The 14,472-nt window shown below is 33.5% G+C and carries 20 protein-coding genes and 1 pseudogene; 14 read left to right on the plus strand and 7 right to left on the minus strand.

Going from position 1 to position 14,472, the window contains the following annotated elements; all coding sequences use genetic code 11:
- Nucleotides 1-409 precede the first annotated feature (409 nt).
- Both AC1Q6O_RS08870 and AC1Q6O_RS08875 read right to left on the minus strand, forming a co-directional pair.
- Nucleotides 410-562 carry a YjcZ family sporulation protein gene (locus AC1Q6O_RS08870; protein ID WP_008174939.1) on the minus strand — a complete coding sequence of 51 codons (153 nt, stop codon included), beginning with the start codon at nucleotides 560-562 and terminating at the stop codon, nucleotides 410-412.
- A 585-nt stretch (nucleotides 563-1,147) separates the two neighbouring features.
- On the minus strand, nucleotides 1,148-1,369 hold the full coding sequence (locus AC1Q6O_RS08875; protein ID WP_492401098.1) for a helix-turn-helix transcriptional regulator: 222 nt from the start codon (nucleotides 1,367-1,369) through the stop codon (nucleotides 1,148-1,150).
- On the opposite strand from AC1Q6O_RS08875, the gene AC1Q6O_RS08880 reads away from it, so the two are divergent.
- The 4 genes from AC1Q6O_RS08880 to AC1Q6O_RS08895 all read left to right on the plus strand — a co-directional run bounded on the left by AC1Q6O_RS08880 (nucleotide 1,309) and on the right by AC1Q6O_RS08895 (nucleotide 3,355).
- Complete coding sequence (locus AC1Q6O_RS08880; protein ID WP_043989849.1) at nucleotides 1,309-1,494, plus strand: hypothetical protein; 186 nt, start codon at nucleotides 1,309-1,311, stop codon at nucleotides 1,492-1,494. The genes AC1Q6O_RS08875 and AC1Q6O_RS08880 overlap by 61 nt on opposite strands.
- Before the next feature lie 120 nt (nucleotides 1,495-1,614).
- Nucleotides 1,615-1,851: a DUF3953 domain-containing protein gene (locus AC1Q6O_RS08885; protein WP_089984604.1), complete on the plus strand. Its 237-nt coding sequence runs from the start codon at nucleotides 1,615-1,617 to the stop codon at nucleotides 1,849-1,851.
- Between the two features lie 239 nt (nucleotides 1,852-2,090).
- Nucleotides 2,091-2,513, plus strand: a complete 423-nt coding sequence (locus AC1Q6O_RS08890; RefSeq protein WP_239355073.1) for an ester cyclase — start codon at nucleotides 2,091-2,093, stop codon at nucleotides 2,511-2,513.
- A gap of 224 nt (nucleotides 2,514-2,737) precedes the next feature.
- Nucleotides 2,738-3,355: an FMN-binding negative transcriptional regulator gene (locus AC1Q6O_RS08895; protein WP_008174932.1), complete on the plus strand. Its 618-nt coding sequence runs from the start codon at nucleotides 2,738-2,740 to the stop codon at nucleotides 3,353-3,355.
- Nucleotides 3,356-3,458: 103 nt separating this feature from the next.
- Here the strand turns inward: AC1Q6O_RS08895 and AC1Q6O_RS08900 are convergent, their stop codons facing one another.
- Complete coding sequence (locus tag AC1Q6O_RS08900; protein ID WP_008174930.1) at nucleotides 3,459-3,647, minus strand: hypothetical protein; 189 nt, start codon at nucleotides 3,645-3,647, stop codon at nucleotides 3,459-3,461.
- Between the two features lie 277 nt (nucleotides 3,648-3,924).
- Between AC1Q6O_RS08900 and AC1Q6O_RS08905 the strand changes: the two genes are divergently transcribed.
- Complete coding sequence (locus tag AC1Q6O_RS08905) at nucleotides 3,925-4,554, plus strand: LysE family translocator (RefSeq protein WP_492401099.1); 630 nt, start codon at nucleotides 3,925-3,927, stop codon at nucleotides 4,552-4,554.
- A gap of 746 nt (nucleotides 4,555-5,300) precedes the next feature.
- Here the strand turns inward: AC1Q6O_RS08905 and AC1Q6O_RS08910 are convergent.
- Nucleotides 5,301-5,393, minus strand: a complete 93-nt coding sequence (locus tag AC1Q6O_RS08910; protein ID WP_080709335.1) for a YjcZ family sporulation protein — start codon at nucleotides 5,391-5,393, stop codon at nucleotides 5,301-5,303.
- A gap of 598 nt (nucleotides 5,394-5,991) precedes the next feature.
- On the opposite strand from AC1Q6O_RS08910, the gene AC1Q6O_RS08915 reads away from it, so the two are divergent.
- Nucleotides 5,992-7,005 (plus strand): S66 family peptidase, encoded by a 1,014-nt coding sequence (locus tag AC1Q6O_RS08915; protein WP_089984599.1) that lies wholly within the window; start codon nucleotides 5,992-5,994, stop codon nucleotides 7,003-7,005.
- Between the two features lie 65 nt (nucleotides 7,006-7,070).
- Here AC1Q6O_RS08915 and AC1Q6O_RS08920 read toward each other — a convergent pair whose 3' ends face one another.
- On the minus strand, nucleotides 7,071-7,415 hold the full coding sequence (locus AC1Q6O_RS08920; RefSeq protein WP_089984596.1) for a hypothetical protein: 345 nt from the start codon (nucleotides 7,413-7,415) through the stop codon (nucleotides 7,071-7,073).
- A gap of 108 nt (nucleotides 7,416-7,523) precedes the next feature.
- Here AC1Q6O_RS08920 and AC1Q6O_RS08925 point away from each other — a divergent pair, with 108 nt between their 5' ends.
- The 6 genes from AC1Q6O_RS08925 (at nucleotide 7,524) to AC1Q6O_RS08950 (ending at nucleotide 11,329) form a co-directional block, all read left to right on the plus strand.
- Nucleotides 7,524-8,378 carry a leucine-rich repeat domain-containing protein gene (locus AC1Q6O_RS08925; RefSeq protein WP_237068817.1) on the plus strand — a complete coding sequence of 285 codons (855 nt, stop codon included), beginning with the start codon at nucleotides 7,524-7,526 and terminating at the stop codon, nucleotides 8,376-8,378.
- A 301-nt stretch (nucleotides 8,379-8,679) separates the two neighbouring features.
- Nucleotides 8,680-8,943: a GH25 family lysozyme gene (locus AC1Q6O_RS08930; RefSeq protein ID WP_342532839.1), complete on the plus strand. Its 264-nt coding sequence runs from the start codon at nucleotides 8,680-8,682 to the stop codon at nucleotides 8,941-8,943.
- Nucleotides 8,910-9,488: a GH25 family lysozyme gene (locus tag AC1Q6O_RS08935; protein ID WP_342532841.1), complete on the plus strand. Its 579-nt coding sequence runs from the start codon at nucleotides 8,910-8,912 to the stop codon at nucleotides 9,486-9,488. Before AC1Q6O_RS08930 ends, AC1Q6O_RS08935 begins: the two co-directional genes overlap by 34 nt.
- Before the next feature lie 417 nt (nucleotides 9,489-9,905).
- Nucleotides 9,906-10,421: a hypothetical protein gene (locus AC1Q6O_RS08940; RefSeq protein WP_342532842.1), complete on the plus strand. Its 516-nt coding sequence runs from the start codon at nucleotides 9,906-9,908 to the stop codon at nucleotides 10,419-10,421.
- Nucleotides 10,422-10,664: 243 nt separating this feature from the next.
- Entirely contained in the window at nucleotides 10,665-10,904 is a 240-nt protein-coding gene (locus tag AC1Q6O_RS08945; RefSeq protein WP_342532843.1) for a hypothetical protein, read from the plus strand.
- Between the two features lie 215 nt (nucleotides 10,905-11,119).
- Entirely contained in the window at nucleotides 11,120-11,329 is a 210-nt protein-coding gene (locus AC1Q6O_RS08950; RefSeq protein ID WP_025117169.1) for a hypothetical protein, read from the plus strand.
- 383 nt (nucleotides 11,330-11,712) lie between these two features.
- On the opposite strand, the gene AC1Q6O_RS08955 is transcribed toward AC1Q6O_RS08950, so the two are convergent.
- The gene (locus tag AC1Q6O_RS08955; RefSeq protein ID WP_089984587.1) at nucleotides 11,713-12,366 is read right to left on the minus strand and encodes a FusB/FusC family EF-G-binding protein; all 654 of its coding nucleotides are present in this window, start codon (nucleotides 12,364-12,366) and stop codon (nucleotides 11,713-11,715) included.
- Between the two features lie 576 nt (nucleotides 12,367-12,942).
- Nucleotides 12,943-13,230 (minus strand): hypothetical protein, encoded by a 288-nt coding sequence (locus tag AC1Q6O_RS08960; protein WP_239355079.1) that lies wholly within the window; start codon nucleotides 13,228-13,230, stop codon nucleotides 12,943-12,945.
- 395 nt (nucleotides 13,231-13,625) lie between these two features.
- Here AC1Q6O_RS08960 and AC1Q6O_RS08965 point away from each other — a divergent pair, with 395 nt between their 5' ends.
- Nucleotides 13,626-14,273 (plus strand): class I SAM-dependent methyltransferase, encoded by a 648-nt coding sequence (locus tag AC1Q6O_RS08965; RefSeq protein WP_239355080.1) that lies wholly within the window; start codon nucleotides 13,626-13,628, stop codon nucleotides 14,271-14,273.
- Nucleotides 14,274-14,396: pseudogene (locus tag AC1Q6O_RS08970) on the plus strand (HD domain-containing protein); the annotation flags it as partial.
- Nucleotides 14,397-14,472 lie beyond the last annotated feature (76 nt).

Below are 14,472 nucleotides of genomic sequence, written 5' to 3' on the forward strand. Positions count from 1 at the left end.
AGATATGGTCAATTGATTTTGGGAGGGAAGTAAATTAAAAAATTGAGCCATTTCCATAATAGGAAATGGCATAATGGGCAATTAGAATAAGGGTACAAAATGGGATACGCGAAGCTAAACCATATGGCTTAACACTATTATTTATATGATTTTTTTTCTGTGTTTTTTAGTTAATTGTCTTTAAATAAAAATTATATGGTCTCCATTGTATTGTAAATTTACAGGACCACCTTCTAATTTAGGAAGTGGTCAAGATGAAAGAAAAAATTAGGAGAGCCTAGTATCTGGGAATAGGATGTTCTAAGTGTTATTTATGTATCAAAAGTTTTGTGATAGAAGCGTTCAACTCAGATAGACGTTCTAGAAATAAGAGCTGTAGCGGTACACACGCTACAGCTCGTTGGTTGTATTAACAGTCTTTTTCTCTTTTTAAGAAAGTTGCGCCGACAATGATCAAAAGAATAAATAGAACAACAATTAGGGCAAATGTTGAGCCATTATTAGATCCGCCGCCATAATAGCCACCATTTTCTATGCCGCCTACATTTCCACAGTATCCCATAATATATCCCTCCTTTCTACAATACATAGTATGTTAGCGGTAGACAAGGATTGGGGTGTTAACCTATCAATTATAGGGCTACATAAAGTATATTTTTGTTAGACGAGACAATAAAAAAAGCCATTTGGAATAGGAGCGATCATTAGATTTAATTAGGGTATGTGTGATCAGGTTAGCTTTACCTTACTATTAATAAATGTGATAACTAATCATGATAATAGTTAAAGCATTTCAGAAACTACTGGAGCAAATTTGAAGAGGATATATACTGGATAAAGCCCCTTCAGATAGTTTGAAGGGACTCTCCTATACGATTTGTGTATGACGATAGTACTAAAATAGTTATTTGTATTTTTTAGCTAGAGATTCGCTAACAATTGCTCCAATGATCGTCATAAAAAATGGTGCAATTTGAAAGAATAGAGAATCCTTTAGGAACACAATATTTAAATCAAATAACTTATTTCCTATGACAATGAATATCTTAGCTAGTATGAATAAGAATCCAATGATTAAAAGAATATCAAAAAATAACTTCCATCTTGGATAGACTAATTTTTGGCTATCTTTGATGAGTTTCTCTTTCTAAGAATGATCCTCCTTTACTAATTCATCAAGCGTAATATCAAAAATGTCACTTAACTTAATTAACAATTCAATACTAGGATAACTTTCTCCACGTTCCCATTTGGAGATAGAATGTCTACTAATATTAAGTTTTTCTCCAAAGAAATGGGGTGAGTATGATGACGAAAATTTCCTATAGTGGTTTGAAATATGGAAAAAGTGATGTGGAAATAAAAATATTGGTGGATATACAAAATGATTGGTTAGAGATATCGCATACCAAGGAAGTCTCTCAAGTGATGAACAAAACAACAGGTGAATATATCATAGTCGATCGAAATACCTTGAAACTTGAGATAGTTTAAGCTTTCAATGAAGCTTGCAAAGAGGTAAAGGTCTTAATTAATATTAAAGGGTTTATAAGTGGTAATTATATCCATATCATCTTTTGTATTGTATAATAAAAGTACACTATTTAAAAGGTGATGGTCATTTTGCTAACAATCTTACAAATTGTTTTTTCAATCCTAGTAGTCTCATTTTCAACTTACGGAATTATCACAGGTGATTATCGGTTAAAGTTCTTAATGATATTGTTCTTAGGTGTTTTGCTTTTAATTTTAGGATTGAAAGAATTTCAAAAAGAGAGAAAAATTAATGGCTGGCTCTATATTGGGGTATTTTTATTTTTAGTATTTGTGTCCATTACTAGTATCTTTTAATAAACAGGAGGTATAAAGTTACCTCCATTTTTTAAGCTTTCACCTTTGGGTGGAGGCATTTTCTTTTGCTTTGATAACGACATCAAACAGCCAACATGCAACAGATTGAGAGTGGAGAGTTTGGTGTGGTTATGAGTGGGCTTGGTAGAATAATATTCCAATTCGGTAATTCTTGCATTATGATAATGTATGGGGGCTGTAGGTTTCCTCGCCATCATGGATAACAATGGAGGGTTTAAATGACACCAGAGCATATTGTTAAGAAATTTTTTGAAGAAGTACGTTCAGGAAAAAATCCAGATTATGCAACTGAATTAATGGCAGACCAAGTATTGGCACACCAAGTTATTTCAGAAGAAGAAATAACGGTTGTAAGAACGCCAAAGGATTATGCTGAACATGTAAAAGAAATGATAGACGCATATGGCGATTTTTCATTAGAAATACAAGAATTCATAATACAAGATCAGAAAGTATATGTACGTTGGAAACAAGCTGGTACACATGTTGGAGAGGTTGATGGATATCAGCCAACTAATCTTCCGGTTATTGAAATAGCTAGCGCGATTTATAGAATAGAAAATGAAAAAATAGTAGAATACTGGATACAAATTGATCGAGCTGGTATTGAAAACCAACTCAAACGCAATACGAATAATTAACATCCTTGAAGTGACCCCTAAAAGTTAGACACGCTTCATTGTTTAATAGGGGGGTAATTTCAATCATACGTTTCACTGGCTCCTTCCAAAATTACATATTTGGCTCTTTTAATAGGTGCAATCAACCTTTTATAATCAAATTACATGGTGAAAGGGAAACTGTAAACAAATTAAGACGATCGTTATTTTTTATTTCACAATGATTGTAAAGAGGAGGGGTTTATATGTTTATTCCAAAGTATTATAAAATAACAGATATGAAAGAAATACAAGAATTTATTAAAATGAATTCATTTGCGACAATTGTGGCGATAAGTAAGGGGAGGCCCATAGCGTCCCATATTCCATTACTGCTTAATCAAGATCAGGATGACTATTACCTAACAGGTCACTTAGCTTACGGCAATCCGTTATGGAAAACTTTTGAGGAGACGGATCAACTATTAACTATATTTAATGGTCCACATGCTTATATTTCTTCGTCTTGGTATGAACAAGAAAATGTACCCACTTGGAATTATCAAGCCGTTCATATTTATGGGAAAGCAAGTATTATGGAAGGTACGGAATTAGAACAGGATTTATCAAAATTACTAGAAAAATATGAGAAATTCCGAGAAAACCCTGTCCTGTGGGAAAAGCTATCTCCTGAAATGTTACAAAAAGAAATAAAAGGAATAAAAGGATTTAAAATAAAAGTAGAAGAGGTTCAGGCTGCCTATAAATTAAGTCAAAATCGGAATAGTACGGATTACGCCAATATTATTAAAGAGCTTTATCAAGAAGACGATCCATATGCTTCTGCAGTAGCTGAGGCAATGAAGAAAAACAGAAATGACTAAAACAAAAGGCAGAAACGAGGTGTTAGGAACGTTTCTGCCTTTTGATGAAATTGAAGAAAGAGAAGATTAAAAATGAAAAATGAGTTGTCCTATAATAGAACAGCTAGTAACTAGTAAAATTATTTAGCAGATTTAAAAAGTGCTTTCCTTTTTTGTATACAAATCTTTCCCACTTAGCTAACAGCCCATTTCCATTCTCGCCATTTTCTAAAGCTAACGCGTGATTTTTATGGAAATCTTTTACTCGATGATGATGTTCTTTTTGCCATTGGTGTAAAGGACGATGATTCATTTTCTAACCTCCTTTTAGTGATTTAAGTATATGGCGAAAAGAGATTAATGAAAAGTAATCTGTACCTTTTAGGAAAAGCAAAAATAATTTGTTAACTTATTTCAATCGAGAAAAGAATTTAGCGGTCCATGATATTTCTCCTTATTCATTTCGTAGATTTAAAAGTTACAATACCATTAGTTCTTTTAGGCAATAATTTTATGGATAAAGAAATTGGGTTATTAAAATTAATTCATTCAGTAAGTTTTTTCTAGATCAGAGAGGTAGAAAAATAGGTATAGTAACTTTTGGTACTTTGATAGCTTTTGCACTTGTTTCACTTGGGATGGTTTGCTCGCCAGGACCGAATATGATGTATCTCATTTCTCGTTCTATTACACAAGGACGGATGGCAGGATTCATATCATTATTAGGTATAATGCTAGGTTTCATCATTTACATTATTGCCACAATGTTTGGACTTACAGTGCTGTTCATTACGGTTCCATTTTTATATGAATTGGTGAAATGGTCAGGAGCCGTGTATTTATTATGGCTCGCTTGGAATTCGATAAAACCTGGCGCAACATCTATACTTGAACCTCGGACAGTTTCTATAGAACCATCAAGGAAACTATTTTTAATGGGACTTATGACGAATTTGCTAAATCCCAAGATTGCCATTTTGTATGTATCACTATTACCTCAATTTGAAGATCCAGCAAAGGGTTCTTTACTGATTCAGGGAGGAATATTGGGCCTAACACAAATCACCGTGAGTTTTATAGTCAATCTCATTATTGTTTTGGTAGCTAGTAGAGTTGCTAAATTATTGGGCACACGTCCTACATGGTTAAAAGTTCAACGATGGTTCATGGCAAGTGTTTTGACATGTCTTGCTGCTAATCTTGTATTTGATCGTAGATAAAGTTTGATTAGTATATAACTAGCTCTTTATGAAATGAAAGATTCTGGTGTAGTGGGCGTTGTATATACAAATGGGCTAAAATTTGCATTCCTACAACGGCATTTTGTTCGACTATTCGAAAAGGCATATAGAGGGAGATTAATGTTAGTCGGAAAAGGTCGTATACAAGAAGCGTATTCTTAGAATTAATAAGAATCATTGTTATTTTTATAGTTTTTGGATGTCTTATGTGGGGAGCGGTACAACTCATTTATTCCACTTTACAAACAAATATGGATCATGATATTGGCTGGTTCCCAGGGATAGCAATATACATAATTTTATTCATTCTGTATCGTAATAAGTTACAATTCTCAGGCTTTTATGAAGGCCCCAATCAAAAAACATTACCCAAAAAAGTAACTCTTGTATTAATGGCTTGCTCTCTATTACTATTCATACTACCAACCATCATACAATAAACTTGAGAACTTAGTGGCAACAGGATCAGGGCTCGTTTTTAGAGTCCTGGTCTTTTTTTATTCTCTAATTTTGCCGTACTTCATTTCCATAAACCTAGCGTGAAGTATGAAATCCTATTGTTGTTGGACTGAGGAAAAAGAGAAATGAAAATTAAAAAAAGGGTCAATTTTCGGGGCGACCCTTTTATGGTAAACATAAAAAAGGCTGTTATGATTATTTTACCTCGAAGAAGGAAGGCTATTTGGAGACTATTAATTATTGCCCGACATTTATGTTGAACAAAGCTAGCGCCTAGTGCCGACAATAATTAAAAGTATGAATAGGACAACGATTAGTGCGAATGATAAATTATCGTGTTTGTCATAGTTTGTACCCATTATAAATCCCTCCTTTCTATCATCTAGAATATGTAAAGTTATAGATAGGAGAGATGCTATTCATCTAATCAAACCTTTCTTTTGAAAAATTTAATATGAATTTTTCAAAAGAAAGGTCCTATTTATTTCATGCAAATAGAAGATTGCTGAAATCAGTCGCTTAGTGCTGTAATATGAATCGATAATGTCAGTTCCTGCGCTTACCCGGGAAATTTTTTTCTTATTTCCTAGGCGAGTAACCCAATTGATTAGGGAAATATAAATCATGGCAGCATATGAAATAACAGCGGATGAACGGATTACCGAGGAAATAAGGCTGTACAGGGAGCGTCATTTGGTAGTGAAATGATTGCTAGCATATAGAGAACATTTAAAAAAGCGGAAATAAACGTGATCTATTATATAATGGCTGCTTTTACAAATGCGAAGTTTGATGGAGGCCAGTCGGCTTAATAAATAAACATAATCCAAGAGTGGTAGTAGGTGGACATGTAATTATACGGTAAAAGGTCAGCTCACGGCTCTAAAGATATGAATTATGTTTTAAAAACAGGATACAATTTGTGTTAAAATGATAAAAAATTAAGGGGTGATTCATTTGATCAACTATCCATTTTTAAAAGATGACATGACCATTGGAGTTACAGCACCTTCCTCTGGTGTACCCGTTGAACTTCATGATTTATTGAAAACAGCATGTATTCGTATGGAAAATAAGGGGTTTAGAGTCATTTGTGGAGAAACTGCTTGGACTCAGGATAAGGCAAAATCTGCCTCTGCTATTAAGCGTGCCGAAGAATTTCATCACATGATGGCTAATGATGATATCGATATTATTATTCCTCCATGGGGTGGAGAGCTCCTTATTGAAATACTTGAATATATTGATTTCTCCAATATTCAGCCAAAATGGGTATTAGGGTACTCAGATGTTAGTCTATTATTGTTGGCAATTACATTAACAACGGGTATCGCTACTGCACATGGAACGAACTTAGTAGATTTAAGAGGAGAGTATTTTGATGATACAACCGCCATGTGGCAATCAGTTTTATCCTTAAAAAAGGGCGAGTCCATCGTACAGCATTCGTCAGACCACTATCAAAAAGAATGGCAGTTCGATAGCCCCTCGCCTTATGTTTTTAATTTTACGGAAAAAACGAAATGGCAATCTACATCAGTGGAGAGGGTGAAAATTCAAGGGCGTTTACTTGGTGGATGTATAGATACTATCAGACATTTGATTGGAACGAAATTCGGTGATGTTCAAAGCTTTCAAGAAACGCATATTCAAGGAGAATCTATTATATGGTACTTGGAAAACTGCGAATTATCCACGACTGATCTACGCAGATCCCTTGTACAAATGAAATTAGCTGGATGGTTTAATAATTGTTCAGGTATTCTATTTGGTAGAAGTGCTGCGAATACATCCGTTGGAAACTATACAATTGAAGATGTATATCAAGAACTTTCTGAGGAGCTACAAATTCCTATTATCTATGACATTGATTGTGGGCATGTGCCACCACAAATCACTTTTATAAACGGAGCATATGCAGAATTAGAATCATATAACAGTAAAGGGACTATTGTGCAACACTTTATATAAGTATTTCCCAATGTAAAAACACCCTCTAAAAGATTTAGAGGGTGGGTATTTGTATGGTTATGCGATTAGATGGAATTTCGATAAGCTTTTTGTGTGGTGAAGTACTTAGATTTTGATAAAATATTTTGGAGATTATGTTGCGCTAATGGTCCTAATTTATTACTATTAGAGCCCAACAAACCATCCTTAGCCGCATTTTTAAGTGTGTCAATTTGTTTAGTTGTGAGTTTAGAGGTTTTGCTGCTTTCAATAATTTTATTCACATTATCGATTCTCTGTTGTTTCTCTTTAGAAGTACGGTTAATGTCGTTACTGTTTTGGTTGTTTTGTTTTTGTTGTGTGAGACCTTGTTTATAAGATCGACGAGTCATTAAATATTGCATAGTTGATGAGTTTCTCGATGTTATCATAAAAAGTTTCCACCTTCCTAATTTTTTTAGTTTTTACCATACATATCCTATTATCGTCCAAAACTCTCTTTACATTAGCTTCAAAATTAAATTATGGAGAAGATGAACATGAAAATTAACTTAGCACAGATGAATTTAAAAACTTTACCTGATTTTAATGTATCCCAAATAAAGGGAATAAAGGATTTGAATCTATTTGATAACGATTTGAGGGAAATACCTACAGAAATCTTTCAAATGACGAGTATAGAAATACTGAATATTTCAGTCAATAAAATTAACAATTTGCCAGCAGAAATCACGAACTTAAAGAATCTGAGAATGTTAGATGCAGGGCATAATCATATTGACCTCATTCCTCCTGAAATTGGTCATTTAGTGAATATGGAGGACTATTTGTATTTTCATCATAATCAATTGCAATCGATTCCTCCCGAAATCGGCCAGCTTACAAAAGTAAGATATTTAAACTTAAGTGATAATTTGTTGAGTGGACTACCAGAGGAAATAGGGAATTTAAATAAACTGGTAGAACTGCGAATAATGAATAATCGATTAACGGAGTTACCAGAAAGTTTGTGTAGATTAACGAATTTAAGAGAATTACATTTGAAAAAAAATAGCATGACTAGTCTGCCTGAAAAAATCGGAGAACTAGCATTATTACGGGTTTTAGAGTTAGAAGACAATCAATTACAGGAAGTACCTGATTCATTACATACATGTATAAAATTAAGGCGGTTAAATCTCAGACAAAATAAATTGAAAACATTGCCAGCATCGATGGGTCATTTGAAAAATCTACTAGAATTAGATCTACGAAGTAATGATTTAAAGGAATTACCGGAATCATTATTGGCAATGGAAAGCTTAGATCGACTAGATTTAAGGTGGAATCATGAATTAAAAATCCCGAGCTGGTTAGATGAATTAGAGGCAAGAGGCTGTATCGTATATTTGTAGAATTAGAACAGTTGAGTATGCTTTGACCATATAAGTAAAGTTCGAAAAGCACGTGAATAGTACTAGCTAATCGTTTTTATCGTAAATAAAAAGGTCTTCCACAATCAAAGGTGGAGGGCTAATTTTATGCAATTGTCTAAGGATATCCAGTATGGTTAAAAGTTCTTTACCTTGATCAAATGTTCTTGATAAATTGTAGTTTCAAAATTACGATGAGACAGTAGTAATAAGTGTTAAGAATGATTTTTGAGATATATTCAAGGACGTCCTTTAGGCAATAAAAAAGGTTAGGAGATTTGATATGAGCAAAATAATAGATATCTCGCACCATCAAGGTGATATTGACTGGTCTCAAGCGTGTAATGATGTTGATTTGGCTATCATTCGCATTCAATATGGGACTAGCACGATTGATCGAAAATACCTTCTAAATATTGAAGGTAGTACCAAGTACAAAATACCCTTTGGCGTTTATATATATGTAACCTATAAAAATGCAGCAGAAGCTTATGCGCTAGTATTGAAAACATTGTGCAAGGTACACAGGCGTTTATTGATTATATAAAAAATAAGGGTGTAAAAGTTGGATTATATACGGGACACCATTTTTACAAGCCTTATCGGATGGATACGATTAAAAATTATGATTTTCTATGGATACCACGATACAGTGGCGCAAGTGGTCCAGGGAAAAAGCCCAATTTTGCATGTGATGTATGGCAATACACGGATAAAGGGGTAGTACAAGGCATTAAAGGGAGTGTGGATCTCAATTTCCTAAATGGTCATAAACCATTATCATGGTTTACTGCTGCTAATGACCATAAAAAGGAACTAAAATTTACACAATATGAAGAATTAAAAAATGAAAATAATCAATTAAAACAGGAACTGGCCGACATCAAAAGATTATTAGCTGGAAAAGCAGAATTGATTTCAACTATGGCTGTAGCCACAATCCATAAGGAAGATTGGGCATGGGTCATTGAAGAGGGGATTATTAAAGGAGATGGCAAAAACCTGAATCCTAAAGGCACCTTAACGCGTGAGCAAATGGCGACCATGCTAAAACGTTACCATGATCAGAATAACAAAGACCAGAACCGTTAGATGTTATAATATACCACGTTTTATTTATACAAAGAAAAAGGATAGAAGAGCATGAAGAAATTCGCCTTAACTATCCTCTTTTTTGTGCAAAAGTATCTTTCTTTCAGACAATAAGGATTTATGTAACGGATAATATAGTATTGTAGTTTTATAAAAATGTTTGTTCATTTAAAACAAAAATTGATCATTTACAATAAAGTATGATTAAACATCCTGTGTTGATATGCAGGATTTTTTTGTTCAACAAATGGGCCACTTAATTGAATAACGCTTCTAAATTAAAAATACGATTTTATGTTAATCTTGATTTGAGTTTGTGAAACAGTGTACTTAAGCTAACGGGGCAGGATAGTTGAATAAGGATGATGATATAATTAAGGGGGAATTTACTTTATTTTATAATTTATGAGGTGGAAAATGGACTCTTTAGAATTAAACAAATCTAAATATATTGTCTCTAATATCAAAAACATTTTGCATAAAAAGCTTATACTTGATAAACCGTTAACTAAAGATGAGGTAAAAAAAATAAACCTAGTTAATCCCACTGTATACCAAAATGAGAAGTATCTCATTCAAGAACGGTGGTTTTATAGTATTAATATCGGAGAATGGGAAGATGTGGAGATTTTTATTCAAGGGAATAATGAAAATCCCGATGTGGAAATTATCGAAATGGCAGAAAAAATATTCGATGAACTCCATCTACATATAAGCCGAGCATTAAAATATTTACAGAAATTCTTCCCTAATCAAGAAATGAAGAACTACTATCTATCCACAATATATTTTGGAAAGATGGTTAATTTTGACGATTATATATTTTCAGGGTTTAGTTTAGCTTTTATTTTTGATGGTCACTTTGAGTTTCAGTATAAAGTAAAATTTAAAGAGGATGGATGGCCTATTGGTTTTGAAGGTGGGCCACTTTAATAATTATAGATATTTTTTTCTTATTGAACTAACGGGGGCTTTAGTTCAATAACGATCTTCAACAATCGGGCGCTTTTCTTTAATGACGAGCGTCTTTCTTCATGAATAGGTCCATTTAATAGAATAACATCAGAATAAATTGGATATTTATGTTAAAATTTTAAAAGGGTTACCTGAGAGATTATCATGCAGCTTTCATGCTTTTAACCCTCAGCAATCGGATTACAAATTATTCAAAAGACAATGGACAAAAAAATAGCCATCTTTCATGCTATTCTTGAGCTCTTATCAACGATTGTCTTTATTGTGATAATAAGTAATCCGAATGTAATGAACCAAGAATTTATAACTCACATGAGTAAATTATTTACCACAACAACGAAGCAATTTGAAATATGGGTAGTTAGCGGGGGAATCATCATATTTATTTTATCTGTAGCCATCAATATATTTGATGGATTCCGTAAGGCTCGAATCCGTTAATTCTTTTAGTATCTTCCATCACTCCATCTAACTTAAATCATTTTAGCTAGTCCAAAAAAGAACACATTGACGAATACGAACATTGAATAAGATAGCTTCCATCTATTTTTTTGTATGCTAGCTCATGTTATAATGAGGAGCTTAAGTTAATTAAGACCTTGAACGGATGCCAAGAAAAGCCTCCGCAGAACGAGAAAGTATGGAGGTGTAAGAAAATGAATAAACGTTGGACGATTGGTAAAATTAAAGAATTTGTTGAGAACAATTCGGAAAGTAAGTTGCTATCAACGGAATATCACGGGTTTTCTCAAAAGTTACTATTTAAATGTGCATGTGGTAGTAACTTTGAAAAAACATTTACTAAATTTAAAAATAAACATCAACGAAAATGTGATGTATGCCAGCCACCAAAAGAGTCACGTTAAACGTAGTGTCGATATTTCATAAAGCTTTATGTGACCTAAAGTATTAATAATTTTATATGAGTTTGATTTGAAATCACCTTCCTCCTATAGTTCCTTTATAGAGGAGGTGATTTTTTGTGTCTGAAATTATTTCTGAAGTTTTTCCAAACAGTGGGAGGGGAATAGTGTCATCAAAAAGGTAATCAAATATACAGTAACGATTATTACTCATGAAAGAAATCTTCAGCAATACCATTTATCTGTTTTGGGTGTTGAACATCTGGGATGGAGAGAAGGGGATAGTGTCATTTTTCACTCAAGCTATGCCACTACAAAAGTCAAATTGCGCTAGCCATTAAAAAGGCAGAAATGTTGCCTACACAACATTTCTGCCCTTATTTCATTTATTTTTGGGTTATTCGTTGGAAAAAGTCGCGCGTTCTATTCATATCTGATACATGCTCATTACATGTTTGGCTATCTGCACAAATATAATTACTATGGTTAGTAAATGTACCAACGACTTGCCCTTTAATGGAAGTCGTAAATAAGCCAACATCTGAATGACGATTGCAGATGGCGCAAATACCGCGAACAGTATTGTTGGAAAATACCCCTTTAATCCCCTGGAGTTTGTCGTCTTGTTCGAGGACAACGTATTTTCGATGTGTCCCAACATCATCCCATGCTAGGTAACAAATTTGTTGAAAATCAAGTTCATCTAAATTAGGTAGCTTCAGCTTTTTCTCCTTTTTAAACAATGATTTGAGGGTGCTAGCTGTTACTGGCTTAAACGGTATGACATAAGGCTTTAACTGCTCTAACAAGGCATCGCCCTGCGCACGGTCTGTGACGGTGAATAGCTGTTCAACAAGCTGTGTTTCCTCAGTGGATAACTCTAATTTGGTAGTAATTTCCGTTTCGACAAGCCCACGTACTGCAAGAATGACACTTTTGTCCTGCGTTGTGGTAAGGGCATGTAAAATTTTACTTAATTGCTGTTCCAGTAAGTGATAGTTTGCGACCGTTAAGAACGGCTGAATAGTTTGTTTTTCCATTTGAAATCTCTCCTGTTTTATAGGCTAATTTTAAAAGCATTTGGCCTAAGAGATCATTCAATTTCTGTTATGGATATAACTTAATTTAGACCTCTTTGACCTCAGAAGCCGTTCTAGAGCATGCATTACAAGTGAATGCGGACATTTCGATCCCTCCCTTAAGGATTGTTGATTTATATAAGTTTTTTATTTTTAGTCTAAAAAGTGAATTATCTTGATTTTTTAATTTTATCAAATGTTACGCTTGTTTTTCAATAGTCAAATGACCGGTGAAGTGGTGATAAGTATTTAAACATGCATATGACTCAATTGCCTTTGAAACATACTTCATTAACGATGGCATATGGAGCGAAGTTATATCTAAGACCATGTAAATTTATATAGTTGAGATCGAATATACCTTAAATAATTCAGGCACGAAGATAATGCGCGATTTTTTATTTTTTGGAAGACTGAATGAGAATGTTTTAGTTTTCACATCAAAGTACAATTGTTTATTAATGTAAATTTTATTATACTCATAAATCTATATAACAGCCCATTGGTATTGAAATTCAGAGCTTCTTAAGAGAAAAATTAGGATTGTTTGCTTATTTTTAATAAACCAATTATTTTTCTAACATAAAAAAGAAGAAAGTAAATAAGTGTAACATCTATAAAAAAATAAAGTATATTAAATTGAATTGATGTAATACCATTTTTGATAAATAAAGAAAATGTAGATGATAACTCATTCTCACCGATGTAACTTATAAATTGAAAAGGGGCTCCAAATTTGTTGGTTCCATAAGATACAAAGAAAACGGACAATAAAGTCATGATAATGCTAATCCATAATAACCCCTTTTTATTTGTAACTTGCATTAGCCACCTCCTTTTTAACTACCCAATATAATTATTGTATCATAAAAAAGAAAAAAAATGTAATATTTTGTAAATTATTAATGGTTTACATTACGAGAAAACCACTATTAGTAGCAGTAGCTTCATTTTCAGTATGAAGTTTTGCATTCGGACAGAGTGTTAATGTGCATGAGCTAGTAGCACAGGAAGAAGTATCTACAGCTGAACAAGAGCTTAGAGAAATTCAACAAAAGTATAATATTTGCTTATTGCCCTATGTATTTTCTGAATTGTTCGATAGATAAAAGATTGCTATAATTGAATGAATTGGTTCATAAAGGAGGAATTGTGATGACACAGAAAGTGAATAGTCAACGAAACAATGCTTGGAGAATTTATTCAATTTAGGAGGCACTATGCTATTAAATCAACAAGGTTTTGATCTCTGGGCGGATGGCTATGACCAAACCGTTCAACTTAGTGAAGAAAATAAGCAATACCCATTTGCGGGCTATAAAGACATTTTAAATAAAATTTTTAATGAGGTCATGCAAGTTCCGGCATCGACTGTATTAGATATTGGCTTTGGGACAGGTGTTTTAACAGCTAAACTTTATGAGCATGGGCACAAGATCGATGGTTTTGATTTTTCTTCGAAGATGATGGCTATTGCACAGGCAAAAATGCCACAGGCTAACTTACTCGAATGGGATTTATCGAATGGTCTACCTACAACACTGATGAACAATCAATATAATGCGATTGTTAGTACGTATGCCCTACATCATTTTACTGATGAGCAGAAGGTTACGTATATCAAGCAATTATTACAGCAACTAACACCCGATGGTAAAATTTTAATAGGCGATGTTGCCTTTCAAACAAGAGGGCAGCTAGAACAATGCCGTCAGGCTAGCAAAGGCTATTGGGATGATGATGAGTTTTATTTTGTCCATGAGGAGCTAAAAATTAGCCTGCAGGATCGTTGTCAGCTACAATTTTACCCAATCTCGCATTGTGGTGGTGTTTTTGTAATATCGAATTGTACTGAGGTAGATAGATAAATGCTCAATCAAGACGTTTTATATGGAGAATTCAAAATAGATGGTGTGCTAGAGGAACTTATTCAGTCATCGCCTGTTCAACGATTAAACGGAATTCATCAAGCAGGAGCTGGCTGTTTGGTATATCGTCAATGTAAAAGAAATAAATACCCATGCGATTTAAAAAAATAAGAAGGGTATTTATGTGAGAATCATCAAA

The organism is Lysinibacillus sp. GW823-FHT06C08, from assembly GCF_058795135.1.